The sequence below is a fragment of the Acidisoma sibiricum genome (assembly GCF_057837225.1).
Genome location: NZ_CM174445.1, coordinates 613,863 through 636,405 on the forward strand (window position 1 = coordinate 613,863; position 22,543 = coordinate 636,405).

General features: G+C 65.3%; 26 protein-coding genes. 17 read left to right on the forward strand and 9 right to left on the reverse strand.

The window, feature by feature from the left end; all coding sequences use genetic code 11:
- The first annotated feature begins 1 nt into the window (after nucleotide 1).
- Both AC3G7M_RS02930 and pgi read left to right on the forward strand, forming a co-directional pair.
- Nucleotides 2–934: a histone deacetylase family protein gene (locus AC3G7M_RS02930; RefSeq protein ID WP_489214226.1), complete on the forward strand. Its 933-nt coding sequence runs from the start codon at nucleotides 2–4 to the stop codon at nucleotides 932–934.
- Nucleotides 935–959: 25 nt separating this feature from the next.
- Entirely contained in the window at nucleotides 960–2,639 is a 1,680-nt protein-coding gene (gene pgi, locus AC3G7M_RS02935) for a glucose-6-phosphate isomerase (protein ID WP_489214227.1), read from the forward strand.
- Between the two features lie 55 nt (nucleotides 2,640–2,694).
- Here pgi and AC3G7M_RS02940 read toward each other — a convergent pair whose 3' ends face one another.
- The 3 genes from AC3G7M_RS02940 to queE all read right to left on the reverse strand — a co-directional run bounded on the left by AC3G7M_RS02940 (nucleotide 2,695) and on the right by queE (nucleotide 5,093).
- Nucleotides 2,695–3,957 carry an EAL and HDOD domain-containing protein gene (locus AC3G7M_RS02940; protein ID WP_489214228.1) on the reverse strand — a complete coding sequence of 421 codons (1,263 nt, stop codon included), beginning with the start codon at nucleotides 3,955–3,957 and terminating at the stop codon, nucleotides 2,695–2,697.
- A 132-nt stretch (nucleotides 3,958–4,089) separates the two neighbouring features.
- The gene (locus AC3G7M_RS02945) at nucleotides 4,090–4,458 is read right to left on the reverse strand and encodes a 6-pyruvoyl trahydropterin synthase family protein (RefSeq protein ID WP_489214229.1); all 369 of its coding nucleotides are present in this window, start codon (nucleotides 4,456–4,458) and stop codon (nucleotides 4,090–4,092) included.
- Entirely contained in the window at nucleotides 4,458–5,093 is a 636-nt protein-coding gene (gene queE / locus AC3G7M_RS02950; protein WP_489214230.1) for a 7-carboxy-7-deazaguanine synthase, read from the reverse strand. The genes AC3G7M_RS02945 and queE overlap by 1 nt, the downstream gene beginning before the upstream one ends.
- Before the next feature lie 151 nt (nucleotides 5,094–5,244).
- On the opposite strand from queE, the gene AC3G7M_RS02955 reads away from it, so the two are divergent.
- From AC3G7M_RS02955 to AC3G7M_RS03010, 12 genes are all read left to right on the forward strand, one after another.
- Complete coding sequence (locus tag AC3G7M_RS02955) at nucleotides 5,245–5,463, forward strand: AbrB/MazE/SpoVT family DNA-binding domain-containing protein (RefSeq protein WP_489214231.1); 219 nt, start codon at nucleotides 5,245–5,247, stop codon at nucleotides 5,461–5,463.
- A 1-nt stretch (nucleotide 5,464) separates the two neighbouring features.
- The gene (locus tag AC3G7M_RS02960) at nucleotides 5,465–6,235 is read left to right on the forward strand and encodes a metallophosphoesterase family protein (protein WP_489214232.1); all 771 of its coding nucleotides are present in this window, start codon (nucleotides 5,465–5,467) and stop codon (nucleotides 6,233–6,235) included.
- 84 nt (nucleotides 6,236–6,319) lie between these two features.
- Entirely contained in the window at nucleotides 6,320–6,832 is a 513-nt protein-coding gene (locus AC3G7M_RS02965) for a GNAT family N-acetyltransferase (RefSeq protein WP_489214233.1), read from the forward strand.
- 67 nt (nucleotides 6,833–6,899) lie between these two features.
- Nucleotides 6,900–8,759 (forward strand): DNA mismatch repair endonuclease MutL, encoded by a 1,860-nt coding sequence (gene mutL / locus AC3G7M_RS02970; RefSeq protein ID WP_489214234.1) that lies wholly within the window; start codon nucleotides 6,900–6,902, stop codon nucleotides 8,757–8,759.
- 82 nt (nucleotides 8,760–8,841) lie between these two features.
- On the forward strand, nucleotides 8,842–9,405 hold the full coding sequence (gene hslV, locus AC3G7M_RS02975) for an ATP-dependent protease subunit HslV (protein ID WP_489214235.1): 564 nt from the start codon (nucleotides 8,842–8,844) through the stop codon (nucleotides 9,403–9,405).
- 115 nt (nucleotides 9,406–9,520) lie between these two features.
- Nucleotides 9,521–10,828 (forward strand): ATP-dependent protease ATPase subunit HslU, encoded by a 1,308-nt coding sequence (hslU, locus tag AC3G7M_RS02980; protein WP_489214236.1) that lies wholly within the window; start codon nucleotides 9,521–9,523, stop codon nucleotides 10,826–10,828.
- The gene (locus tag AC3G7M_RS02985; RefSeq protein ID WP_489214237.1) at nucleotides 10,825–11,283 is read left to right on the forward strand and encodes a SufE family protein; all 459 of its coding nucleotides are present in this window, start codon (nucleotides 10,825–10,827) and stop codon (nucleotides 11,281–11,283) included. The genes hslU and AC3G7M_RS02985 overlap by 4 nt, the downstream gene beginning before the upstream one ends.
- Nucleotides 11,284–11,352: 69 nt before the next feature.
- Entirely contained in the window at nucleotides 11,353–11,577 is a 225-nt protein-coding gene (locus AC3G7M_RS02990) for a hypothetical protein (protein WP_489214238.1), read from the forward strand.
- A complete protein-coding gene (locus tag AC3G7M_RS02995) occupies nucleotides 11,574–11,855 on the forward strand; it encodes a hypothetical protein (protein WP_489214239.1) in 282 nt (93 codons plus the stop codon). Before AC3G7M_RS02990 ends, AC3G7M_RS02995 begins: the two co-directional genes overlap by 4 nt.
- Nucleotides 11,856–11,865: 10 nt before the next feature.
- On the forward strand, nucleotides 11,866–12,807 hold the full coding sequence (locus tag AC3G7M_RS03000) for an alpha/beta hydrolase (RefSeq protein WP_489214240.1): 942 nt from the start codon (nucleotides 11,866–11,868) through the stop codon (nucleotides 12,805–12,807).
- Nucleotides 12,808–12,916: 109 nt separating this feature from the next.
- Entirely contained in the window at nucleotides 12,917–14,869 is a 1,953-nt protein-coding gene (gene acs, locus AC3G7M_RS03005) for an acetate--CoA ligase (protein ID WP_489214241.1), read from the forward strand.
- A gap of 194 nt (nucleotides 14,870–15,063) precedes the next feature.
- On the forward strand, nucleotides 15,064–15,624 hold the full coding sequence (locus AC3G7M_RS03010) for a nucleoside 2-deoxyribosyltransferase (protein WP_489214242.1): 561 nt from the start codon (nucleotides 15,064–15,066) through the stop codon (nucleotides 15,622–15,624).
- Nucleotides 15,625–15,793: 169 nt separating this feature from the next.
- Here the strand turns inward: AC3G7M_RS03010 and AC3G7M_RS03015 are convergent, their stop codons facing one another.
- The 5 genes from AC3G7M_RS03015 to AC3G7M_RS03035 are packed head-to-tail and all read right to left on the reverse strand — an operon-like array spanning nucleotide 15,794 to nucleotide 19,102.
- Nucleotides 15,794–16,609, reverse strand: a complete 816-nt coding sequence (locus tag AC3G7M_RS03015) for a DODA-type extradiol aromatic ring-opening family dioxygenase (RefSeq protein ID WP_489214243.1) — start codon at nucleotides 16,607–16,609, stop codon at nucleotides 15,794–15,796.
- The gene (locus AC3G7M_RS03020; protein ID WP_489214244.1) at nucleotides 16,606–17,169 is read right to left on the reverse strand and encodes a YceI family protein; all 564 of its coding nucleotides are present in this window, start codon (nucleotides 17,167–17,169) and stop codon (nucleotides 16,606–16,608) included. The genes AC3G7M_RS03015 and AC3G7M_RS03020 overlap by 4 nt, the downstream gene beginning before the upstream one ends.
- Nucleotides 17,170–17,202: 33 nt before the next feature.
- Nucleotides 17,203–17,805, reverse strand: coding sequence for a cytochrome b (locus AC3G7M_RS03025; RefSeq protein ID WP_489214245.1), 603 nt, complete (start codon nucleotides 17,803–17,805; stop codon nucleotides 17,203–17,205).
- 31 nt (nucleotides 17,806–17,836) lie between these two features.
- Nucleotides 17,837–18,457 carry a YceI family protein gene (locus AC3G7M_RS03030; protein ID WP_489214246.1) on the reverse strand — a complete coding sequence of 207 codons (621 nt, stop codon included), beginning with the start codon at nucleotides 18,455–18,457 and terminating at the stop codon, nucleotides 17,837–17,839.
- A gap of 33 nt (nucleotides 18,458–18,490) precedes the next feature.
- Nucleotides 18,491–19,102 (reverse strand): FMN-dependent NADH-azoreductase, encoded by a 612-nt coding sequence (locus tag AC3G7M_RS03035; protein WP_489214247.1) that lies wholly within the window; start codon nucleotides 19,100–19,102, stop codon nucleotides 18,491–18,493.
- A gap of 109 nt (nucleotides 19,103–19,211) precedes the next feature.
- Here AC3G7M_RS03035 and AC3G7M_RS03040 point away from each other — a divergent pair, with 109 nt between their 5' ends.
- The gene (locus AC3G7M_RS03040) at nucleotides 19,212–20,159 is read left to right on the forward strand and encodes a LysR family transcriptional regulator (protein WP_489214248.1); all 948 of its coding nucleotides are present in this window, start codon (nucleotides 19,212–19,214) and stop codon (nucleotides 20,157–20,159) included.
- A 27-nt stretch (nucleotides 20,160–20,186) separates the two neighbouring features.
- Nucleotides 20,187–20,681, forward strand: coding sequence for a GNAT family N-acetyltransferase (locus tag AC3G7M_RS03045; RefSeq protein ID WP_489214249.1), 495 nt, complete (start codon nucleotides 20,187–20,189; stop codon nucleotides 20,679–20,681).
- On the opposite strand, the gene hmuQ is transcribed toward AC3G7M_RS03045, so the two are convergent.
- Nucleotides 20,678–21,007 carry a heme-degrading protein HmuQ gene (hmuQ, locus tag AC3G7M_RS03050; protein WP_489214250.1) on the reverse strand — a complete coding sequence of 110 codons (330 nt, stop codon included), beginning with the start codon at nucleotides 21,005–21,007 and terminating at the stop codon, nucleotides 20,678–20,680. The genes AC3G7M_RS03045 and hmuQ overlap by 4 nt on opposite strands.
- A gap of 111 nt (nucleotides 21,008–21,118) precedes the next feature.
- Here hmuQ and AC3G7M_RS03055 point away from each other — a divergent pair, with 111 nt between their 5' ends.
- The gene (locus AC3G7M_RS03055) at nucleotides 21,119–22,543 is read left to right on the forward strand and encodes a mannitol dehydrogenase family protein (protein WP_489214251.1); all 1,425 of its coding nucleotides are present in this window, start codon (nucleotides 21,119–21,121) and stop codon (nucleotides 22,541–22,543) included.

Consider the following 22,543-nt stretch of genomic DNA (forward strand, 5'->3'; position numbering starts at 1 on the left):
CATGAGCGTGCTGCTTCTCACCCACCCGTCCGGCCGCCTGCATGACACCGGACGCGGACATCCCGAGCGCATCGCGCGCATCGTGGCGGTGGAAGCAGCCCTCGCCCATGCCGATTTCGCTGCGCTCATCCGGGAGCAGGCGTCGCCCGCCACCGAAGCGCAGCTGCGCCTGGCACACCCGCAAAGCCATATCGATCGCATCCTCGGGACCCGTCCGCGGCCGGGCGCGCTTGTCCATCTCGACCCCGATACGGTGATGAGCGCGGGCTCGGCCGAAGCCGCCTTGCATGGCGCCGGTGGCGCCATCGCGGCCGTGGATGCGGTTCTGAGTGGGCGCGTGACCCGCGCTTTTGTGGCCACCCGGCCGCCCGGCCATCATGCCGAGCCCGACCGGCCCATGGGCTTCTGCTTCTTCTCCAATGCCGCCATCGCGGCCCTGCACGCGCGAACAGCCCATGGGCTGACCCGCGTGGCGGTGGTGGATTTCGACGTCCATCATGGCAACGGCACCCAGGCCATCGCCTGGGATGACGCCGATTTCTTCTTCGCCTCCAGCCATCAATTTCCCTTCTATCCGGGCACGGGTGCGGCGTCCGAGACGGGGGCGCATGGTCAGATCGTCAATGCGCCGCTGCCGGCCGGCAGCGGCCGCGCAGCTTTCGAGGCAGCATGGATGGGTCATATCCTGCCCGCGCTCGACGCCTTCCGGCCCGAAATCATCATCATCTCCGCGGGTTTCGATGCCCATCGGAACGATCCGCTCGCCGGGCTGCTGCTGGAGGCGGAGGATTTCGCCTGGGTCACGGATGCCATCCTGGCGGTTGCCGCCCGCCATACCGACGGACGGGTCGTCTCGCTTCTCGAAGGCGGATATGATCTCGACGCCCTGGCGGCCTCGTCCGCCGCTCATGTGAAACGGCTGCTCGCCGGCTGAACGCGCTTCCCCGAAGGAGAATTCGATGTCCGAACCCACCCCCTTGCCTGCCGCCGCGACGAAAGCCGCCTGGGATAAGCTCGATGCCCTGGCCGCGGCGCCCGGCGGCCGGCTGATCACCCCGCTGTTTGCGGCAGACCCCAACCGCGCCGAAAAATTCTCGGCCAGCTTCGAGGATCTCTTCCTCGATTTCTCCAAGACCTCGATCAGCCCCGCGGCGCTGGAAGGTCTGTTCGACCTCGCCCGCGCGGCCAAGGTCGAAGATTTCATCGCCCGCCTTTTCGCCGGTGAGCCGGTGAATATCACCGAGCATCGCTCGGCCATGCATATGGCGCTGCGCAGCCTGCCGGGAGACGGCTTCCGCGCCATCCTGCCCGACGGCAGCTATGAGGACGCGTCGAAGGTCGCGGCGCATGAGCGCGATCATATGGAAAAATTCGTCCGCGCCGTGCATGCGGGCGAGATTGTCGCGGCCGACGGCAAGCCCTTCACCGATGTGCTCAATATCGGCATCGGCGGCTCCGATCTCGGGCCGCGCATGGTCTCGCTCGCGCTGACCTTCGTGCATGGCGCCAAGATCACACCGCATTTCCTCTCGAACGTCGATGGCCATGCCTTCGCGCAATTTGCGCGTGAGCTGAATCCGGCGCGCACCCTGGTGCTCGTCGCCAGCAAGACCTTCACGACGCTGGAGACCATGACCAACGGCCATGCCGCGCGTGACTGGCTGGCGGCGGCGCTGGGCGAGGATGCGGTGAAGCATCACTTTGCGGCGCTCTCTACCAATCTGAAGGAGACGGCGAAATTCGGCATCCCCGAAGATCGCGTCTTCGGCTTCCGCGACTGGGTCGGCGGCCGCTATTCGGTTTGGTCTGCCATCGGCCTCTCAGTGGCGCTGGCCGCCGGCTGGGACGCGTTCGAGCAGTTCCTCGCCGGTGGGCGGGCCATGGACCACCATTTCCGCGCGACGCCGCTTGAGAAGAACCTGCCGGTTCTGCTGGCGCTGACCGGTATTTGGAACCTGGACGTGCTGCATGCGGCGACACTCTGCATCCTCGCCTATGATGCCCGCCTCGCCCGTTTCCCGGCCTATCTCCAGCAGCTTGAGATGGAGAGCAACGGCAAGTCCACCCGCCTCGCGGGTGACCAGGTGACGCATCAGACCTGCCCGGTCGTCTTCGGCGAGCCCGGCACCGACGCGCAGCACAGCTTCATGCAGCTCGTGCATCAGGGCCCGGCGCTGGTGCCGGTCGATTTCATCCTGGCCGCGGTGCCCGACCATAACCGGCCCGAGGCGCACCGTATCCTGGCCGCGAATGTCTTCGCGCAGGCCGAGGCGCTGCTCGCCGGCAAATCGCTCGACGAAGTGACCGCGGAGATGCGGAAGGCCGGCACGGATGAGGAGACCATCAAACGGGTCGCGCCGCATCGCGTCTTCACCGGCCAGCGGCCCAGCACGACGATCCTCTACAAGCAGCTGGACGCTTACAGCCTCGGCCGTCTGATCGTGCTCTACGAACACAAGGTGGCCGTTCAGGGTGCCATCTGGGGCATCAACAGCTTCGACCAGTGGGGCGTCGAACTCGGCAAGAAGCTGGCCCAGGCGATCATCCCCTCGCTGGAGCCCCATGCCGATCTCGGCCAGCACGACGGCTCCACCACCGGCCTGATGCAGCAGTTCCTGTCGCTCCGCGGCGAAGGCTGACGCAAAGCCGTGCCGGTTGGCCCAAAAGGTCAGCCGGCACGGACTGTTAGCTGGCTTAAAGCCGGCTCGCCCATTGGATGGCTTCGATCTGCATATGGTTGAAGACCATGGCATCGGTCCCGGCGAGATGTGTCGCGATCGCGCCGAACCTGTCCTGGTCGCGCCCCTCGCTTGCTTCGACCAGCGACAGCAGCCGTCCCAGCGGCCCGGCATGCTCCACCACAGCGGCGCGCAACGCATCCTCTAAATTGAGCAGGGTCATGAGTTCGCTCATGCTCTGGCCGAGCAGACTATCCGCGAGGCTCAGGATGCCGACCGTAAAAGCTTCATCGCGCAAATGCGACAGTCCCTGGCCAGCGGCCAGACTGTCCATCAGCCGGCCACGGATGGCGGCCGTCTGGACCAGCGGGTCGGAGCCGAGATCGGCGCCCCCGTGCTGGGCAAACAGCATGATCTGGACCAGCTGCCGGATCTGCCGCCGACCAAGAAGCGCAATCGCCTGACGGAGACTGGTGACCTTGCTGACCGGACTATAGGCCGCACAGCTCGCGGTTTTGAGAATGCGCATGGCGAGGTCCGGCGCCTCCTTCAGCGCCACCTCCAGCGACTGGTTATCCTCCGCATCGGCGAGCAGACGCAGAATGCGGATCAGCCCCAGTTTGGATGGCTGCACGCGGCGTCCGCTCAAAATCACCGGGCGGGCAAAAAAATAGCCCTGGAACAGATCGAAGCCCACCGCCTTGCAGTCATCATACTGCTCGACCGTCTCGACCTTCTCCGCCAAAGGGATGGCGCCATGGCCGCGCACTTCGCGAACCAGATCGACCTGACACCGCGTGCTCATACCGCCGATATCGCATTTGACGTAATCGATATGGTCAAGAAAGGCTTTATGCTCGGTCTGCAGGGTGACGACGTCATCCAAAGCCAGCTGATAGCCTAAGCCACGCAGCTGTTGGCACCGTTCCAGGACAGACGATGTCAGTGGCACATCTTCCAATATTTCGAGAACAATACGGCTATGTGGCAGGATCTCGATGATATCGCTCATCAGGACGTCTTCGCTGACGTTGATGAAGCCTTTGCGATCCCCGAGCGCCCGGTCGATGCCGAGGGAGGAAAACAGATTGTCGATGACGGTGGCTGTGGCTGCGAAATCATCAGTAACGCCGGCAAAGTCATGCTGGCCGGATCGGAACAAAAGCTCATAGGCAATCAGTTCTCGCCGCCGGCCAACGATGGGCTGGCGACCAAGAAAGAATTCGGAGCCTGCAATTTCCGCCCTGGCGGGTTCGGTGCGAGATCGAAAAGTCGCCATAGGCAATCTCTACTCCAATGCCGGCCCCCAGTTCGACTCTAATCCGGTGAGGATCAGCGTCGAATAGCGAAACGTCCTGAAATGAAGATGCCGCAATAGCGTTAAGGTTAGCTTTACGGCCGCGGCCGGCGGTCAGACGTCCGGGCCGAAATAGACGCAGGCGTCACCTTCGCTGTCCCGGTGGACGGCGACCTTGGCCAGGCCCTGACACCGACCCTCTAGCTTCCGCCAGATCCAGAGACAGAGATTCTCCAGCGTCGCCGGGCCAAGGTCGGAAACCTCATCCAGAAAACGGTGATCCAACCCGTCCCGCGCTTCGGCCAGCAGCCGCTCGAAGAGGCCAAGGTCGATCACCATGCCGCTCTCCGGGTCTGGCGTGCCGCGCACGGTAACGGTCGCCCGGTAGGAATGGCCATGGATACGCCGGCTCGGTTCGGTATCGATGCGACGGTCCAGGGTATGGGCAGCATCGAAGCGAAATTGTTTCGTCAATTCAAACATCAGGCGATTCCAAGAAACTTATGCGTCTGCAGGCTCAGCCGCCAGCGCGGGTTTTGCAGGCAGAAGGCGACCGCCGCCTGTGTATTGGCGGCCGTCCCCGGCCCATCCATGGGTGAGAGCAGGAAATGGTCGAAGGCAAGCTGCTCATAAAGCGCAGGCTCGGCCCCCGCCTGCGGATAGACAAGCTTGAGTTCGTCGCCTTGGGTCACCACCACCGCATTGCCGGCCTTGGGGCTGACGCAGACCCAGTCGATGCCCGCCGGCACGGGGAGCGTGCCATTGGTCTCGACCGCGATCTCGAACCCCGCCTGGTGCAGCGCTTCCGTCAGCCCGGCATCGACCTGCAGCAGCGGCTCGCCGCCGGTCAGCACCACCAGGGGCAGGCCGCCCGCGCCCGCGGGCCAGGTCGCCGCGATGGCTGCGGCCAGGGCCTCGGCCGTCGCGAACCGGCCGCCGCCCGGCCCGTCGAGGCCCACGAAATCGGTATCGCAAAAGCGGCAGGCGGCCGCCGCGCGGTCCTCTTCGCGGCCGGACCACAGATTGCAGCCGGCAAAGCGGCAGAAGACCGCCGCGCGGCCGGCATTCCGGCCCTCGCCCTGCAGCGTATAGAAAATTTCCTTGACGGCGTAAGCCATGCGTCGAACCCAGGTAGCAGCCCCGTCCATCGGGGCCGGGCCCGCCACCTACCCTGTCCAGCGGGATTTTGCGACTCTCCCCGCGGGAGGCAGCCCAGCGCAGGCGGCGCATTTGCTTGAAGACGCTCATGTCCCGCTCTAGCCTCAAAGCATGATCACCAGCCGTCTCAGGCCCCGTTCTCAGACCAGCATACCCAAGTCAGTGCGCCAGGCGCTGCACCTGCGGGACGGGGACGAACTTGCCTATGTCATCGAGGCTGGGCGAGTGATCCTGACGCGAAAGCACGCAACCCCAGCGCAGGACGACCCCTTCGCGACCTTTGGCGAATGGACCGGCCCAGAAGACGCCGCGGCCTATGCCGGGCTCTAGCGTGGCAGATCCGAAGTTCGCCGCCGGCGCTACTATGCGCGTCGCTATCCTCGCTGATACCCATGGCAATCTGCTGGCTCTTGAAGCCGTCGTCGCGGATCTGCGCGGCCAGGCACCCGACTTAGTGGTCAATCTTGGGGACTTGGTCACCGGCCCCTTCGACCCGGCTGGCAGCGCCGATACGCAGATCGCGCTGGGCTGCCCAACCCTGACCGGTAACCACGAGCGGAATCTCATTGCAGGTGATGACAGCAGCAGTTCTGTCGCTTTCGCACGCCCCCTTTTGTCGGCGGCGCATATGGCATGGATCAGGAGCCTGCCTGCAACGCTGCAGCTGGCGGATGGTGACATCTTCGCCTGCCACGGCAGTCCTGCCGGCGGCGATCTCGAATATCTTCTCGAGAACGTGACCAGCGGCCGCGCGGTCCTGGCGTCAGAAGACGCGATCCGGCCGCGCCTGAAAGGCATCGGCCCGGCCAGCCTCGTCCTCTGCGGTCATACCCACGTGCCGCGCTTGGTTCAGGTCGGGGCCGTTACGGTGGTGAATCCTGGCAGCATCGGGATGCCCGCCTATACGGATGACGGCCCCGTCCCGCATGCGATCGAAACCGGATCGCCACACGCCCGCTATGCGGTCGCCACGCGCGGGCCGGGCGGCGCCTGGTCGGTTGATCTCCGCGCCGTCGTCTATGACTGGGACCGCGCCTCGCTGCAGGCACACAGGAATGGCAGTCCCATCCTGGCGCGGCGCACATTGACTGGCCGCGCCTGACCAATGCCGGGGCTCTCAGGCAAGGTCTGCCCATCGCTCCTGCCGGACGGTGGGGCGATCAAGCTTTCAGCAGGAGGGCTGCCTGTGGAGATTGAAACACCGCGACTGCTTCTGCGCCGGCCGCGCCTGGCAGACGTATCAGCGCTTTTCGAGTTCCTGGGCGATGCCAAGGCCATGCAGCATACCCATACCGATGCCTCCCTGCGCGAATGCCGTCGCCGGATCGCTGTCCATGAATGGCGCCGCCGCTATGATGGCTACGCTCCGTGGACCATTGTCGCCAAATCGGATGGGCGCAGTATCGGTTGGGGCGGGCTCTACGACGATCCGTTCGATCCGGGCTGGGGTGTCGAGATAGCCTATTTCTTCCATCCATCGGTCTGGGGACAGGGCTATGCCTCGGAGATGGTTGCCGCCTGCATGAGCCTTGCCGACCATGCGCTGCGCTTGCCGGAGGTGAGAGCCTTCGCCCACCCTGCGAATGCTGGATCGCGGCATGTTTTGGAAAAGGCAGGATTTGAAGTCGTCAGGTTTGTGCCGGAGATGGACCGCTTCCTCTATCGGCGGCACAGACAGGCCGTGCGAACGGCGGCATAGGCTCTGAGAGGACACAGTCCGGTTCAGATCACACCCCCACCCTTCTCATGGAGCGGCCCGCGCTTCTATGGCACAGTCCAGCACCATGCCGACGATTCGCCTCCTGCCGAGCCATGTCGTGGACCGCATCGCCGCCGGCGAGGTGGTCGAGCGTCCGGCCGCCGCGGTGAAGGAACTGGTCGAAAACGCGCTCGATGCCGGGGCGCGGCATATCCGCGTCTCGCTTCAGGAAGGCGGCATTCGCCGCATCGAGGTCAGCGACGACGGCTGCGGCATCACAGCCGGACAGCTGCCGCTCGCCATTCAGCGCCATGCCACCAGCAAGCTCGATGAGGCCGCCGACCTCGTCCATATCACCACGCTCGGCTTCCGCGGTGAGGCGCTGCCCTCGATCGGCGCGGCCGCGCGCCTGTCCATCACCAGCCGTCCGCCGGGCGCCGACAGCGCGCACAGCATCCGCGTCGAGGGCGGGCTGGTCTCGGAGGTCGAGCCGGCTGCCGGGCAGGCCGGCACGCGCATCGTGGTCGCGGACCTGTTCTTCGCGACGCCCGCCCGCCGCGCCTTCCTGCGCAGCCCGCGGGCGGAGGCCGATCACGCCGAGGCGGTCATCCGCCGCCTGGCGCTGGCCGCACCCGATGTCGCCTTCCGGCTGGAGCATGACGGCCGCCTTCTGCTCGACCTGCCGGCCTCCGATCGCCGCGCACGCCTTGCCGCCCTGCTCAGCCCCGATGAGGCTGAGACGCTGCTGGTGGTCGAGGCTGAGCGCGAGGAGATCAGCCTCTCGGGCTTCGCGGGGGCTGCCGCCACCCATCGCGCCACCGGCGCCGGGCAGTATCTGGTCGTCAACGGCCGGCCGGTGATGGACCCGCTGCTCAAAACCGCGTTGCGCGTCGCCTATCAGGAGGTCATGCCGCGGGGCCGCTTTCCGGTCGCCGGCCTCTGGCTCGACCTGCCGCATCGCGCGGTCGATGTGAATGTCCATCCCGCCAAGACGGAACTGCGCTTTCGCGACGCAGAGCGCATCCGCGGCCTGCTGATCAGCGCCCTGCGCGGCGCGCTCTCCCGCCCGGCCGCACTGCAATTCCAGCCGCGCGCGGCGATCCGCGGCTATGGCCGCGCGGTCAACGCCTATACAAGGCCGGATGCGATCCCGGCGCCGCTCTACACGGGTCCGTCCTACGCGGGAACCGGCGCCCAGATGCTGGCCGAGCGCCAGCCCGCCGTCGCGAGCACAGGCCCGGCGCCCGTCTATGCCGCCGAGGTGCCGCTGCCCTTCGCCGACGCACCCTCCGCCCGCGCGCTGCCGACGGCCGTACCCGCCGATCCCGAACCCGGCCATCCGCTGGGCGCGGCCGTCGCCCAGGTGCTCGACACCTATATTATCGCGGTCGCCGATGACGGGACGCTGATCCTGGTCGATCAGCACGCCGCCCATGAACGGCTGACCCATGAAGCCTTGCGCGATCAGGTCATCGGCAGCGTGGGTCCGCGCAGCCAGCCGCTGCTGCTGCCTTCCGTCGTGGATCTGGCGCCGCGTGATGCGGCGCGCCTGGGCGAGGCCGCCCCCGACCTCGCCCGTCTCGGCCTGGAGATTGAAGCTTTCGGCCCCGGTGCCATCCTGGTCCGCGCCATGCCCGCCGTGCTCGGCACGGCCGATCCGGCGCCCCTGCTGCGCGACATCGCCGAGGAACTGGCCGAGATGGAGGAAAGCACGGCGCTCTCCCAAAAGCTTGACGCCGTCATCGCGCGCATGGCCTGCCACGGCAGCATCCGCGCTGGGCGGCGCATGAATGCAGACGAGATGAACGCGCTTCTGCGCCAGATGGAACAGGTGCCGCGGGCCGCCACCTGCAGCCATGGCCGGCCGACCTTCCTCAAGATGAGCCGCTCCGAAATCGAGACGCTTTTCGGCCGGCGCGGCATTTAGCCACCCCTCTCATGCGTCAGTCACATGACCGGTAGAGGATCAACCGCTTGCACGAAATCGTGTGCAGAACCATCTCGGAGCCATGTTCAATACATCCCCCTCGCCGCACGATCCTATCGGTTGGCACGGCACAACCATCCTCTCAGTCCGGCGCGGCGATCAGGTCGCGGTCGGCGGTGACGGCCAGGTGACGCTCGGCCAGACCGTAATCAAGGGCAATGCGCGGAAAGTCCGCCGCATCGGCAATGGTCAGGTGATCGCGGGCTTCGCAGGCGCCACGGCTGACGCCTTCACCCTGCTGGAACGGCTCGAAGCCAAGCTTGAGCGCTTCCCCAACCAGCTCGAACGCGCCTGCGTCGAACTCGCCAAGGACTGGCGGACCGACCGCTACCTGCGCCGGCTGGAAGCCATGATGATCGTCGCCGACCGCGACCATTCCTATACGCTCACCGGCAATGGTGACGTGCTGGAGCCGGAAGACGGCATCATCGGCATCGGCTCGGGCGGCAATTACGCCCTCTCCGCCGCCCGCGCGCTCATCGATATCCCTGACCTCTCAGCCGAAGAGATCGTTCGCCGCTCCATGAAGATCGCTGGCGACATTTGCGTCTATACCAACCACAGCCTTGTCGTGGAGACCATCTGACCGCATTCTCTGCCCGTCCTTCGCGGGCCCCGCTTTAAGCGGTAATGACCAATTTTCAGGCTGCGATCGGCTGCCGCCAAGCGGGGCCGGGCCGCGGTGCTAGGAATAGATAGTTATGGAAGTCCCCACCTACTCCCCCCGGGAGATCGTCTCCGAACTCGACCGTTTCATCGTCGGCCAGAATGATGCGAAACGCGCGGTCGCCATTGCACTCCGCAACCGCTGGCGCCGCCAGCAGGTGCCCGAGGGCCTGCGTGAAGAGATCGTCCCCCGCAATATCCTCATGATCGGCCCCACCGGCTGCGGCAAAACCGAAATCGCCCGCCGCCTCGCCAAGCTCGCCCAGGCGCCCTTTCTGAAAGTCGAAGCGACCAAATTCACCGAAGTCGGCTATGTCGGCCGCGACGTTGAAAGCATTGTCCGCGACCTGGTCGAGGTCAGCATCGCCATGCTGCGCGAGACCAGCCGCAAGGATGTGCAGGCGAAGGCCGAGCTGAACGCCGAGGAGCGCATCGTCACCGCGCTCGTGGGCGAGGGTGCGGCCGCCGACACCCGGTCCAAATTCCGTCGCATGCTGCGCAATGATGAGTTCGAGGAAAAGGAGATCGAGGTCTCGGTCGCCGAAGCCCCGCCCAATGCTATCGGCCAGATGGACCTTCAGCCCGGCCAGGCGATCAATCTCGGCGATATGATGAAGGGCATGTTCGGCCGCCAGCCCCAGGCGAAGAAGATGACGGTCGCCAATGCCCGGCGCGCGCTGGAGCGTGAGGAGGCCGACAAGCTGCTCGATAATGAGCAGCTCATCAAGGACGCCGTCCATCATGCCGAGAATAACGGCATCGTCTTCCTGGACGAGATCGACAAGATCTGCGCTCGCTCCGATGGCGGCTTCCGCGGCGGCGATGTCAGCCGCGAAGGCGTGCAGCGTGATCTGCTGCCGCTGATCGAAGGCACCACGGTGAACACCAAGCATGGTGCGGTGAAGACCGACCATATCCTGTTCATCGCCTCCGGCGCCTTCCATGTCGCGAAACCGTCGGACCTGCTGCCGGAACTGCAGGGTCGTCTGCCCATCCGCGTCGAGCTGTCGCCGCTCTCGCGCGAGGATATGCGCCGCATCCTGACCGAGCCTGAGCACAATATGCTCAAGCAATATGTCGCGCTGATGGGCACCGAGCATGTCTCGCTCGATATCACCGAGGATGCGATCGACGCGGTCGCCGAACTCGCCGCCGACATCAATGACCGGGTTGAGAATATCGGTGCCCGCCGGCTCTCGACGGTGCTGGAGAAGCTCTTTGAGGAGATCAGCTTCACCGCCTCCGACCGGCCGGGTGAGACAGTGACGGTCGATGCCGGGACGGTGCGGGATCGCGTGGCGCCCTTAGCCGCCCGCGGCGATCTCAGCCGGTTCATCCTGTGACGGAGGCGGCTGCCCCCTTCGTGACACCCGAGGAGGAGACGGCCGCCGAGGCCATCTCCGCCATCGGAGATGAGCTGGGCGTCTTCGACGATTGGATGGAGCGCTACGGCTATATCATCGAGCTTGGCCGTAAGCTGCCGCCCTTCCCGGATGCCTGGGCGAATGACGCGCATCGCGTGCCCGGCTGCCAAAGCCGGGTCTGGATGGAGGCCGAGGCCCGCGACGGCCGCCTGTTCTTCGCCGGCGCTTCGGACGCTGCCATCGTCTCCGGCCTGGTCGCCCTTTTGCTGCGCGTCTATTCCGGCCGCACCCCTGATGAAATCCGGGCGACCGACCCTGTCTTCCTGAAAGAACTGGGTTTGCTGGAAGCGCTGTCGACCAACCGGGGCAATGGCATCGCCTCTATGGCGCGCGCCATCCGCGAGCGGGCCGCGGCGGAACAGCACGCTTCCTGAAGCCTGCGATCGGCTCTGGCGCGCGCCCGGGTTCCGGCTATCCTGGGCGCATAGGAATGGGAGCCGGGGATGACGGGCGTACGCTTTGGACTTTGGGTAGTGGCCGCGGTCGCGGCCGGGGCTTTGACGGCGTCGGCGATCGCCGAGGAGCCGCATCTGGCAACGGCGATGGCCGCGCTGGGCCGCGCGCATGACGCGCTTGCTGCCACCACGGACAACAAGGGCGGCCATCCGGCCGCGGCACTGGCGCTGATCGCCAAGGCCCAGGCCGAGATCCAGGCGGTGACGCCATGATGCCGTCTCTGCTCTCCCGCCGTACTGTCCGCGGCGTCGTCCTGGCGGGCGCCTTCGCCGGCGGCAGCCTTATCGCGGGCTGCGCGCTGCACCACCAGGGTCATATGAATGCAGCACTCGACGCGCTGACCACGGCCGCCGCGGCGCTGGGTCAGGCACCGCAGGACAAGGCCGGCCATGTCCAGGCCGCGCTGAACTACACGCATCAGGCCATTACCGAAGTTGAAATCGGCATGTCCTACAAAATCAAATCAGGCTCCTCCGCCACAGCCGACTAGGAAAACGGCCATGACCCAGTTCGATCTCGATGCAGGGGTTCGCGCGTTCATCAAGCGGACCGAAAGCTTCGGCAAAGGATTGGGTTCAGACGCGACCCTGGCAGAGATCCGGCACGCCTATGACCAGATGTGCGCGGCCTTCGCTATTCGCCACCCGCCGGGACTGCGCACGCGGGATGCCATCCTGCACGCCCAGAACCCGGCGCGCACACTCGCGGTGCGCAGCTTCGCCTCACCGGATGCCATTCCCGGCCGCGTCGTGCTCTATCTGCATGGTGGCGGCTTCGTCGTCGGCGGGCTCGACAGCCATGACAGTATCTGCGCCGATCTCGCCGCCGGGGCCGAGGTCGCAATCGTCGCTCTCGATTACCGGCTCTCGCCCGAACATCCCTATCCGGCCGCTTTGGATGATGCCGAAGCTGCCTATGACGATCTGCTCGACAGCCATCAGCATGTCATTCTGGCGGGGGACAGTGCGGGTGCCACCCTGGCAGCCGCCCTCTGCCTGCGTCTTCGCCGCCGCGGCAAACCCATGCCATGGGCCCAGGTGCTGATCTACCCCATGCTGCATCCCGATTACGCCCGCGCTATCGGCAGCCCGAAGGCAGATGCGCCCCTGCTGCCGGCGGCAAGTCTCGCCTTCTATGTCGGCGCCTATCTGGGCGGCGAACCGGTCGTCACCACCGATCCCGAAGCGTCGCCGCTCGCGACGCGGGACTTCGCCGGCATGCCGCCCACCGCCATCTTCGCCGCCGATATCGACCCGCTGGCCGAGGACGCGCATGACTATTACGCGGCCCTGAAAGACTGCGGCGTGCCCGTGACGTTCCATCCCGGCCGCGGCCTGGTGCATGGCTATCTGCGCGGCCGCGCCGTCAGCGGCACCATCGCCGAAGCCTTCTCGACAATTGTTTCGGCTTTGCATGAATTTGCCCATAGCGGGCAGCCCTGACCAAGCCCCAGGCTGCCGCAAAAGCGTTTGACTTCCGCGTCCAAGGCTCGGATTTTGAGGGGAACCGGACGATGAAGCCGGACGCCACGGACGCCGCAAGGCGCTGTGAATGACGGAGGAGGCCACCATGCCTGACCATGTGAATTACGCCAGTCATCCAACCTCGCCCCGCTTGACGGAAAGCGCCGGGCGGGTCGCAAAGCTGCGCGCCGAGGCGGCGTCCGACCTCGAAGGCTTCTGGAAGCGCGAAGCGACGTCGCGCATCGCCTGGGTCAAGCCGCCGACCAAGATCAAGAACACGAGCTTTGAGGGCGATGTCTCGATCAAATGGTTCGAGGACGGCACGCTCAACGCCTCCGTCTCCTGCCTCGACCGGCATCTGGAAACGCGCGGCGATCAGACCGCCATCATCTGGGAAGGCGACGAGCCGGGCACGCAGGATTCCGTCACCTATCGCGAACTCCATGCGCGCGTCTGCAAATTCGCCAATGCGCTCAAGGGCCTCGGCGTCCAGAAGGGTGACCGCGTCACCATCTACCTGCCCATGGTCATCGAAGCGGCGGTCGCCATGCTCGCCTGCGCCCGCATCGGCGCCATCCATTCCGTCGTCTTCGGCGGCTTCTCGCCGCAAAGCCTGATTGGCCGCATTCAGGACTGCAAGTCGAGCGTTGTCATCACCGCTGACGAAGGCCGTCGCGGCGGCCGCCGGGTGCCACTGAAGGCCAATACCGACGAAGCCCTCGCCAAATGCCCGGACGTCAAAACCGTCGTCGTGGTGCCGGTCACGGGCGCCAAGGTCAACTGGGTCGAGGGGCGCGATCATGATTATGCGGCGCTGGTGGCCAATGCCTCGGCCGATTGCCCCCCTGCGGAGATGGGCGCGGAAGATCCGCTGTTCATTCTTTATACGTCAGGCAGCACCGGCAGCCCCAAGGGCGTTCTGCATACGACCGGCGGCTATATGGTCTGGGCCAGCTTCACCCACCAGCATGTCTTCGATTACCGCGCGGGGGAAATCTACTGGTGCACGGCGGATGTCGGCTGGGTGACAGGTCATACCTATATCGTCTACGGACCGCTCGCGAATGGTGCCACGACCCTGATGTTTGAAGGCGTGCCCACCTATCCCGATTGCGGACGGCTGTGGGAGGTGGTCGACAAGCACAAGGTCGAAATTTTCTATACGGCGCCCACCGCCATCCGCGCGTTGATGCGCGATGGCGATGCACCGGTGAAGCGCGCCAGCCGCGCGAGCCTCAGGCTGCTCGGCAGCGTCGGTGAGCCGATCAACCCCGAGGCCTGGGAATGGTATTACACCGTGGTGGGCGACAGCCGCTGCCCGATCGTCGATACCTGGTGGCAGACGGAAACCGGCGGCATCCTCATTTCCCCCGTGCCCGGTACCAGCCCGCTCAAGCCGGGTTCCGCTACCTTGCCCTTGCCCGGCGTCAAGCCGCTCATCGTCGACAGCAACGGCACGCCGCTGGAAGGCGAGGCGGATGGGCATCTCTGCATCGCCGACAGCTGGCCGGGACAGATGCGCACCGTCTTCGGCGATCATGACCGCTTCATCAAAACCTATTTCAGCACCTACAAGGGCCTCTACTTCACCGGCGACGGTGCCCGCCGCGATGCCGATGGCTATTACTGGATCACCGGCCGCGTCGATGACGTGATCAACGTCTCCGGCCATCGCATGGGCACGGCGGAAGTGGAAAGCGCCCTTGATTCGCATCAGGGAGTCGCTGAATCGGCGGTCGTCGGCTATCCGCATGACGTGAAGGGCCAGGGCATCTACGCCTATGTCACGCTTAAGCGCGGGATCGAGCCGACGGATGCGCTGCTCAAGGAACTCGCCGGTTGGGTGCGCAAGGAAATCGGCCCGATCGCAGTGCCCGATGTCATTCAATGGGCGCCGGGCCTGCCGAAAACCCGCAGCGGCAAGATCATGCGGCGCATCCTGCGCAAGATCGCGGCCAATGAAGTCGATAGTCTCGGGGACACCTCAACCCTCGCCGATCCCTCGGTGGTGGATGATCTCGTGACCAACCGCAAGGTCTGAGGCCCTGGCGTTTGTCAGAAGGTAACGGATTCGCCTTCCAAACGCGTCATCCCGGCCTTGAGCCGGGATCTTCTGACTGTGGCGCCCAAGACAGAAGATCCCCGTGACAAGCACGGGGATGACGCCACTTCGAGGAAAACCCGACAACCTCTAGCCCGATTGCAGCCGACGCAAAGGCTGTGCATCATCATCCGATGATCACAGCCTATCTCGCCGGTCCCGATGTCTTTCTCCCCAATGCCGTTCAGCACGCGGCGCGCAAAGTGGACATCTGCGCGCGCTACGGCATTCGCGGTCAGCCCCCGCTGAACGAGGATATCGCGAGCCTCGCCAGCATGACCGAGCCGCAGGCCGGCATCGCCATCTTCACCAAGGACGTGGAGATGATGGAGGCGGCCGATATCATCATCGCCAATCTAACGCCCTTCCGCGGCACTTCGGCCGATTCCGGCACGCTGATCGAAGTTGGTTGGTTCCTGGGCCGCGGGCGGCCGATCTTCGGCTATTCCAATACGGCGGTGCTGTTCCAGCAGCGCTCGCAGGACTATCTCGCCCGCAATCCCGATCCGCTAGCGGGCGTGACGGTCGAAGGCTTCGGCCTGCCGGACAATCTCATGATCCCGGGTGCCGTGCAGGCCGGCGCCAGGCCGGCAATGGTCCTGCCCGCGGACGGCCAGGACCGGCCTTTCGATGCGCTGGATGTCTTCGAGCGCTGCGTGGCCCAAGCAGCAGAGCATCTGGGTATCGTATTTTAGACTGTGTGAGACGAGATCAGGAACGCATAAAGGTCGTCATCCCCGGGCCCCTATCGTCATCGCCGGGCTTGACCCGGCGATCCATGTACAGGCGCCTACAGGCCTGGATGCCCGGCACAAGGCCGGGCATGACAAGTTTGGGGGCGTTTGCACCTCAACCTGGCGCAGGTCAGCCGAAGCGGAAGCCCGACAGCTTCTTGCCCAGCACGACATCCGAATAGGCGTGGCGAGCCTGATCGGCCCCCGCCGCGCCGGCGGCCACCATCAGCGGAATCAGATGCTCCTCGCGCGGATGGCAGATCCGGGCGCCGGGGGCGCCTTCCCAGCCGATCAGCGCGGCCTCGCGGCTCGCCTGATTCTGGCAGACGGCCTTAGCTAGCCAGGTGTCGAACGCTTCCGAAATCGCCTCGACCCGCGGGTCATCGGCGAAAAACCCGCGCAGATTGTGGTAGCTCATGCCGGTCGCCAGAATAAGCACGCCGTCATCCCGCAGCGGCGCCAGGGCGCGGCCGATGGCGATATGCGCGGCCGGGTCCATATCCTTGCGCACAGACAGCTCCACCACCGGAATCGTGGCCTCCGGGAAGGCCACTTTCAGCGGAATGAACATGCCGTGGTCGAAGCCGCGCTCGGCATCGAACAGGACCGGGAAACCCGCCGCCTCCAGCAGATCGGCGACCTGCCCGGCCAGTTTCGGGTCACCCGGCGCCGGATAAGTCAGCTCATAGGTGCTGTCGGGAAAGCCGAAATAGTCAAAGATCAGGCCAGGATGCGCGCCGGTCGTGACGGCCAGACCCTGCGTCTCCCAATGACCAGTGATGACCAGGATGGCGCGCGGCTGTTCCGGCAGGTCGCCGGGCAGGCTGCGCAGGAAATCCGCCATATGGTCCCAGGTGCCCGGCCCGCCGGGCGGCGGGTCCATGAAGAAGCAGGGACCGCCGCCATGCGGCACGAAATAGGTCGGCAGCCGGCCGGGGGTGCTCATGGCGCGGTCCTTGTGGCAACGATGGCGACGGTCACGGCCACTTCGAGCGCGACATATTGCGACGACGCCCAGGCACCCTGGCCGACGCCGTAATCGGTGCGGACAAGTTGCACCTTGCCGTCTGCCTTGGCGGTGTCGCCGCTGATGGCGAGCGTGAAGGGCAGCGCCAGCGGCTTGGAGATGCCGCGGATGGTAAGCTGGCCGTCCGCCTCATAGGTGCCGGTACCGGTCGATTTGAAGCTGGTCGCGACGAAATGTGCCGTCGGGAATTTATCGGCCGCGAACCAGTCGGACCCTGGCAAGGCGCCATCCTTCTGCTGGTCGCCGGTCGTCGCACTGCCGGTCTCGACCGTGATATCGGCATGGCCCGCGCCGGGACTGGCCGGATCAAACACGATGGTGCCGGAGAATTTGCCGAACTTTCCCGAAAACGGCGTGCCGCTCTGGCTGCCGGTGAAGCCGAGCTGGCTCTTCGCCGGGTCGATCGTCCAGGTCGCGGCCCGGGCAGAGAGGCTGGCGCCCGCCAGAAGAACGGCGGCGAGTCCCAATGAGCGAAGCATGATGATCCGTCCCTGTCGGTTGCGGATAGACGGTTATTGGCGGCGGCCGGCGGGCCTCAGGCCCGGGACCATGCGCGCCAGTATAGTATCACGTTTGATGATCTGGTGCCGGAAGACGGCAGCCACGTGAACGACCAGCAGGCCGATCAGCGTCCACGCGCCATAGGCATGCACCCAGCCCAGCACGTGGCTGACGGCGCCCTTATTGGCGAGATGCGGCAGCACCGGCAGATCCGGCCAGGGCACTAGGTTGTAGAGCACGGTGGGCAGGTTGAATGGCGATGAGGAGACCACGGCCCAGCCGGTCAGCGGCAGGCCCAGCATCAGAATATACAGCAGCCAGTGCAGGCCATGCGCGGCACCCTTCTCCAGGGCCGGCATATCGGCCGGCAGTGGAGGTGGCTTATGCGTAAAGCGCCAGAGCACCCGGATCACCACCAGCAGCAGCACGGTGATGCCGATCGACTTATGCAGCTGGAACAGCTTGAAGGTTTCCATCGGGCCGATCGCATTCGGCCACTGCGTCATCAGCAGGCCGATGACGATCAGCGCCAGAATACCCAGCGCGATTAGCCAATGAAGCAGGATCGCGACCGCCGTATAGCGTTCCGAAAAAGAGGTTTTCAGGGACGCCATGGCGATCGCGCTCCGTTCAGCCAGACAGGTGTTACTGCGCCAGCTCGAAGGCGCCGCTCAGCAGCAGCTCGACCTTGTCGCCGATCAGCGGCTCATAGGTCTTCACGCCGAATTCGGCGCGGGACAGAGAGCCGGTCGCCTCGAAGCCGATGGTGTATTTCTTGTCCAGCGGGTTAGTGCCGCCGCCGTTGAAATGCGCTGTCAGTGTCACCGGATGGGTCACGCCATGGAAGGTCAGGTCACCCTCGATCACGCCCTTGCCGTGGCTGATGACGATGATCTTGGTCGACTTGAAGGTGATGGTCGGGAACTGGGCGGCATCGAACCACATTGGGCTCTTCAGCTCGCCGTCCAGCTTGGTGTTGGTCGTGCTGACGCTATCCGTCGGGAAGCTGACGGAGAGCGCGCTCTTGGCCGGGTTCTTGGGGTCGAAATTCAGCGTGCCGCTGGCGGACGAAAAGTTACCGTACCAGGTCGTGAAGCCCATATGCGACACCGCGAAGAGGATGCGGGTGTGATAGGGCTCGACGTTATAGGTGCCGGCCGGCACCTTCGCGGCGGTTGTGGTTACAACCTGAGCGGAAGCGGGAGCAATCGCGGCGGCGGCGAGGCCGGCTACCATGGCGGTGCCGAGCAGGATCTTGCGAATCATGGTCTATCCTTGGTCTGGGACGAGGTCAGAAAATCAGAGGTCGAGTGCGGCGACGGCAGACTTCGCCTCAGCCACGGCCTTGGCCGCGGCATCCGGCCCCAAGGCCAGGCCTTCGGCGCGCACGACGGTGACATCGGTCAGGCCGATGAAGCCGAGCACGGCGCGGAGATAGCTCTCCTGGAAATCGTAGGGCTTATAGGGACCGTCGGAATAGACGCCGCCTGAGGCCAGCAGCAGCACGACCTTCTTGCCGGTCACCAGACCCTGCGGGCCGTTCTCGGTATAGCTGAAGGTGCGGCCGGCGCGCAGGATATGGTCGATCCAGGCTTTCAGCGTCGACGGGATGCCGAAATTATACATCGGCACGCCAAGGGCGATGACATCCGCCGCCTCGACCTGATCGATCAGCGTGTCGGACAGCGTGATCGCGGCGGCTTGCGCCTCGGTCCGCTCTTCCGGCTTGCCAAAGAAGCCACCGATCAGATCAACGCCGAGATGGGGCACCGGATCGGTGACGAGATCGCGGGTCACCACGGTCGCGCCGGCATGGGCTGCCTTGTAGCCGGCCACAAAAGCGTTGGTCAGATCGCGGCTGACCGAGCTGGCGAGATTGGCGCTGCTCTCGATCACTAGAAGTTGGGCCATCGAAATCCCCGGGAAAGGTTGATGGCAACACTCATAGAAGAAACCGGCCCCCAGAAGAAACTGATAAAAATCAGCTGAAGTTCATCTAGAAATTCGATAGAGTGTCTGTATGAACCTCTCCGGCCTCTCCCTCGACCAGTTCCTCGTCTTCGTCACCGTGGCCGAAACCGGCAGTTTTTCGGCTGCTGCCCGCCAGCTCAACCGGGCACAATCGGCCGTCACCTACGCCATCCAGAAGCTGGAGGACCAGCTCGGCGTCTCCGTCTTCGACCGCTCCGCCTATCGCCCAAGCCTGACCGAGGCAGGGGCGGCGCTGCTGCCGCGCGCGGCGCGGATCATCAGCGAAGTCGGCGCCTTTTCCGATCAGGCCCGCGGGATCACCCAGGGGTTGGAGCCAGAACTTGCCATCGTCATCGACGCGATGTTTCCGATGAACCGCATCGTCGATGGGCTGCGTGTCTTTGGCGAACGCTACCCCACCGTGCCGACCCGTATTTATGTCGCCTCCATGGGGGCCACGCCGAATCTGGTGGCAGACGGCACCTGCACCATCGGCATCGCGCTGACCTTCGCGGCACAGGGCAGCGGCATGGTGCAGCATGAGATTGAGACCGTCCGCATGGTGGCCGTGGCCAGCACCTGCCATCCCCTGGCCGCGATCGACGGGCCTGTCACCACCAATGAGTTGCAGAACCACGTCCAGCTCGTCCTGACCGATCCCTCCGGCCGCACCGACAAGCGGGATTACAGCGTGCTCTCGCGGCGCAACTGGCGCATCGGCGATCTCGGCGCCAAGCATGACATGCTGCTCGGCGGCCTCGGCTGGGGGGGCATGCCCTTCCATATGGTGGAGGCCGATATCGCGGCCGGGCGTCTCCGCATGATCCGGCTGGAGGAGTGGGGCAATTGCGGCGGCGGGGTAGAACTGTCCATGTGTCTGATCCACCGCACCGACAGAACCCTCGGCCCCGCCGCGCGCTGGTTGTCGGACTGGCTGATCTCTGGCAAGCGGGCTGGCAGCGTCGCCCTACCCGAGGTCGCAGAGGCTGCCGACTAGGCGCGGGCGGCAGCAGAGGAGCAGCCCTTGTCCATCCGCCCAGCCGCCGCGCAGGATCTGCCGGCCATTCTCGCGATCACCAACCACGCCATCGACCACACCACCGCCAGCTGGCAGACCGTGCCGACCACGCTCGAAGCCCGCCTGCAATGGTGGCAGGACAGGCAGGACGCCGGCCAGCCCGTTCTGGTCAGCGAGATTGAGGGCGAGATCGCCGGTTTCGCGAGCTACGGCAGCTTCCGCGCCTATGGCGGCTACGCGCTGACGGTTGAGCACTCCATCTATGTCGATGGCCGCTTTCAGCGCCGCGGACTTGGCCGCGCCTTCCTGTCCGCCCTGCTCGACCACGCGACGGCGGCCGGACTGCATGTCATGGTCGGCGCCATTTCGGCGGATAATGACGTCTCCATTAGGCTGCATGAGCAATTCGGCTTCACCACCGTCGGCCGCATGCCGGAAGTCGGCCGCAAGTTCGACCGCTGGCTCGACCTGCTGCTCATGCAGAAGATTCTAACCCGTTAGGCCGGCTGCTCGCCCCGCTCAGCCCCGCCCACGGATTCGAAGCCCTCGAATTCCGGGTGGCCGAGCGTCAGCGGCTTAGACCCGCCGGCCCCGGCATGAGCCAGACGGAAGGCTTCGGACGTCGTCCAGCCCTCGAAGGCCGCGTAATCCTTCCAGATGGTGTGCGAAGCGTACAGGATATGATCCTCGCGTTCCGGCCCACGCAGCAGGTTGAAACTCACGAAGCCGGGCACGGCATGCAGCTGGCTATCCCGCCCGATCCAGCGCTCCTCAAAGGCCCCGGCCTCCGCCTTGATGACGCGAAAGCGGTTCATGGCAACGAACATCGCCCTATCCCTTGCTGATATACCAATTTAGACTGGCGCAGATAGGCTAGCGCATTGCCGGGACAGGCTCAAAGCACGTCCGGTCCTGGCGCTTCGACCAAGGGACACGTCATGCGGCTGCACAGAACAGAAGACCAATCCCCCTGGACCACGGGCATCGTCCATCTCGGCCTTGGCGCCTTCGCCCGCGCCCATCTGGCGCTTTACACCGAAGATACCGGCGCGCGGGATTGGGGCATTCTCGGCGTCAGCCTGCAGCGGCCCGACCAGCGGGATCATCTGGCGCTGCAGGACTTTCTTTACACAGCGCTGGAGCGGCGGCCCGAAGGCAACATGCCCCGGCTGGTCACCTGCCTGACCGGCGTCCTCGTGGCACCCGAAGACCCCGAAGTGGTGCTGGCGGCGATGAGCGCGCCGGAGACGCGCATCGTGACGCTCACCATCACCGAAAAAGGCTATTGCCATGACCCGGCGACCGGGCGGCTGAACTGGGCGCATCCGACGGTGGCGCATGACCTCGCCAATCCAAGCCGTCCCCAGGGCGCGATCGGTTTCATGGTCGAAGCGCTGCGCCGCCGCCAAGCGTTCGGCCTGCCGCCCTTCACCGTGCTCTGCTGCGACAATCTGCCCGCCAACGGCCATGTCGTCTCCGGCCTCGTGCAGGAATTCGCCACGCGAGTCCGGCCCGATCTGGCGGCCTGGATCGCGGCGAATGGACAATTCCCCTGCGCCATGGTGGATCGTATCGTGCCCGCGACGACGGAGGCCGATATCGCCGAGGTCGAACGATTGACCGGCTTCGCGGATGCCGCGCCCGTCGTGCATGAACCCTTCCGGCAATGGGTCATCGAGGATCGTTTCGTGGGTGGCGCACGTCCGCACTGGGAGGCAGGCGGCGCGCAGTTCGTGGAACATGTCGAACCCTTCGAGCATATGAAGCTGAGACTGCTCAACGGTGCGCATTCCGCACTCGCCTATCTCGGCTATCTCGGCGGGCATGAGACGATCGCGGATACCATGCAGGATGCGGCCTATGCCGGCTTTGTGGAGCGGCTGTGGCGAGAGGAGATCGTGCCCGTGGTGCCGCCACCGCCCAAGACCGATCTGCTCGCCTATGTCGCGGCGCTGAAGGAGCGCTTCAGCAATCCCGCCATCCGTCATCGCACCTGGCAGATCGCCATGGACGGATCCCAGAAATTGCCGCAGCGCCTGCTTGGCACCATCCGCGAACGCTTAGCGCGCGGCCTGCCGCTGCCCTGCCTCGCCCTCGTGGTCGCAGGCTGGATACGCTATGTCGGCGGCGTGGATGAGACGGGTGCGCCGATCGACGTGCGAGACCCCTTGGCGGCGACGCTGCGCGCGGTGCAGGACGCGGCACCCGATGCCGCCGGCCGCGTGCGCGCCGTCATTGGGCTCACGGAGGTCTTCGGCACTGACCTGCCGGACAATCGCCGCTTCGTGGATGGCGTGACGCAGGCCTATAACAACTTGACGCAATCAGGCGCCCGCGGCAGCGTCGCAGACCTGGCTGGGTGA

Excerpts from the sequence above, each read along its gene's own strand:
- hslV (WP_489214235.1), top strand. The coding sequence starts at position 8,842 with ATGTTCAATACATCCCCCTCGCCGCACGATCCTATCGGTTGGCACGGC.
- mutL (WP_489214234.1), top strand. The coding sequence starts at position 6,900 with ATGGCACAGTCCAGCACCATGCCGACGATTCGCCTCCTGCCGAGCCAT.
- AC3G7M_RS03010 (WP_489214242.1), top strand. The coding sequence starts at position 15,064 with ATGATCACAGCCTATCTCGCCGGTCCCGATGTCTTTCTCCCCAATGCC.
- AC3G7M_RS02940 (WP_489214228.1), bottom strand. The coding sequence starts at position 3,957 with ATGGCGACTTTTCGATCTCGCACCGAACCCGCCAGGGCGGAAATTGCA.
- AC3G7M_RS03055 (WP_489214251.1), top strand. The coding sequence starts at position 21,119 with ATGCGGCTGCACAGAACAGAAGACCAATCCCCCTGGACCACGGGCATC.
- acs (WP_489214241.1), top strand. The coding sequence starts at position 12,917 with ATGACGGAGGAGGCCACCATGCCTGACCATGTGAATTACGCCAGTCAT.
- AC3G7M_RS03040 (WP_489214248.1), top strand. The coding sequence starts at position 19,212 with ATGAACCTCTCCGGCCTCTCCCTCGACCAGTTCCTCGTCTTCGTCACC.
- AC3G7M_RS03035 (WP_489214247.1), bottom strand. The coding sequence starts at position 19,102 with ATGGCCCAACTTCTAGTGATCGAGAGCAGCGCCAATCTCGCCAGCTCG.
- AC3G7M_RS02995 (WP_489214239.1), top strand. The coding sequence starts at position 11,574 with ATGATGCCGTCTCTGCTCTCCCGCCGTACTGTCCGCGGCGTCGTCCTG.
- AC3G7M_RS03000 (WP_489214240.1), top strand. The coding sequence starts at position 11,866 with ATGACCCAGTTCGATCTCGATGCAGGGGTTCGCGCGTTCATCAAGCGG.
- AC3G7M_RS02945 (WP_489214229.1), bottom strand. The coding sequence starts at position 4,458 with ATGTTTGAATTGACGAAACAATTTCGCTTCGATGCTGCCCATACCCTG.
- AC3G7M_RS02955 (WP_489214231.1), top strand. The coding sequence starts at position 5,245 with ATGATCACCAGCCGTCTCAGGCCCCGTTCTCAGACCAGCATACCCAAG.
- AC3G7M_RS03025 (WP_489214245.1), bottom strand. The coding sequence starts at position 17,805 with ATGGCGTCCCTGAAAACCTCTTTTTCGGAACGCTATACGGCGGTCGCG.
- hmuQ (WP_489214250.1), bottom strand. The coding sequence starts at position 21,007 with ATGTTCGTTGCCATGAACCGCTTTCGCGTCATCAAGGCGGAGGCCGGG.
- AC3G7M_RS03020 (WP_489214244.1), bottom strand. The coding sequence starts at position 17,169 with ATGCTTCGCTCATTGGGACTCGCCGCCGTTCTTCTGGCGGGCGCCAGC.
- pgi (WP_489214227.1), top strand. The coding sequence starts at position 960 with ATGTCCGAACCCACCCCCTTGCCTGCCGCCGCGACGAAAGCCGCCTGG.
- hslU (WP_489214236.1), top strand. The coding sequence starts at position 9,521 with ATGGAAGTCCCCACCTACTCCCCCCGGGAGATCGTCTCCGAACTCGAC.
- queE (WP_489214230.1), bottom strand. The coding sequence starts at position 5,093 with ATGGCTTACGCCGTCAAGGAAATTTTCTATACGCTGCAGGGCGAGGGC.
- AC3G7M_RS03030 (WP_489214246.1), bottom strand. The coding sequence starts at position 18,457 with ATGATTCGCAAGATCCTGCTCGGCACCGCCATGGTAGCCGGCCTCGCC.
- AC3G7M_RS02930 (WP_489214226.1), top strand. The coding sequence starts at position 2 with ATGAGCGTGCTGCTTCTCACCCACCCGTCCGGCCGCCTGCATGACACC.
- AC3G7M_RS03015 (WP_489214243.1), bottom strand. The coding sequence starts at position 16,609 with ATGAGCACCCCCGGCCGGCTGCCGACCTATTTCGTGCCGCATGGCGGC.
- AC3G7M_RS02990 (WP_489214238.1), top strand. The coding sequence starts at position 11,353 with ATGACGGGCGTACGCTTTGGACTTTGGGTAGTGGCCGCGGTCGCGGCC.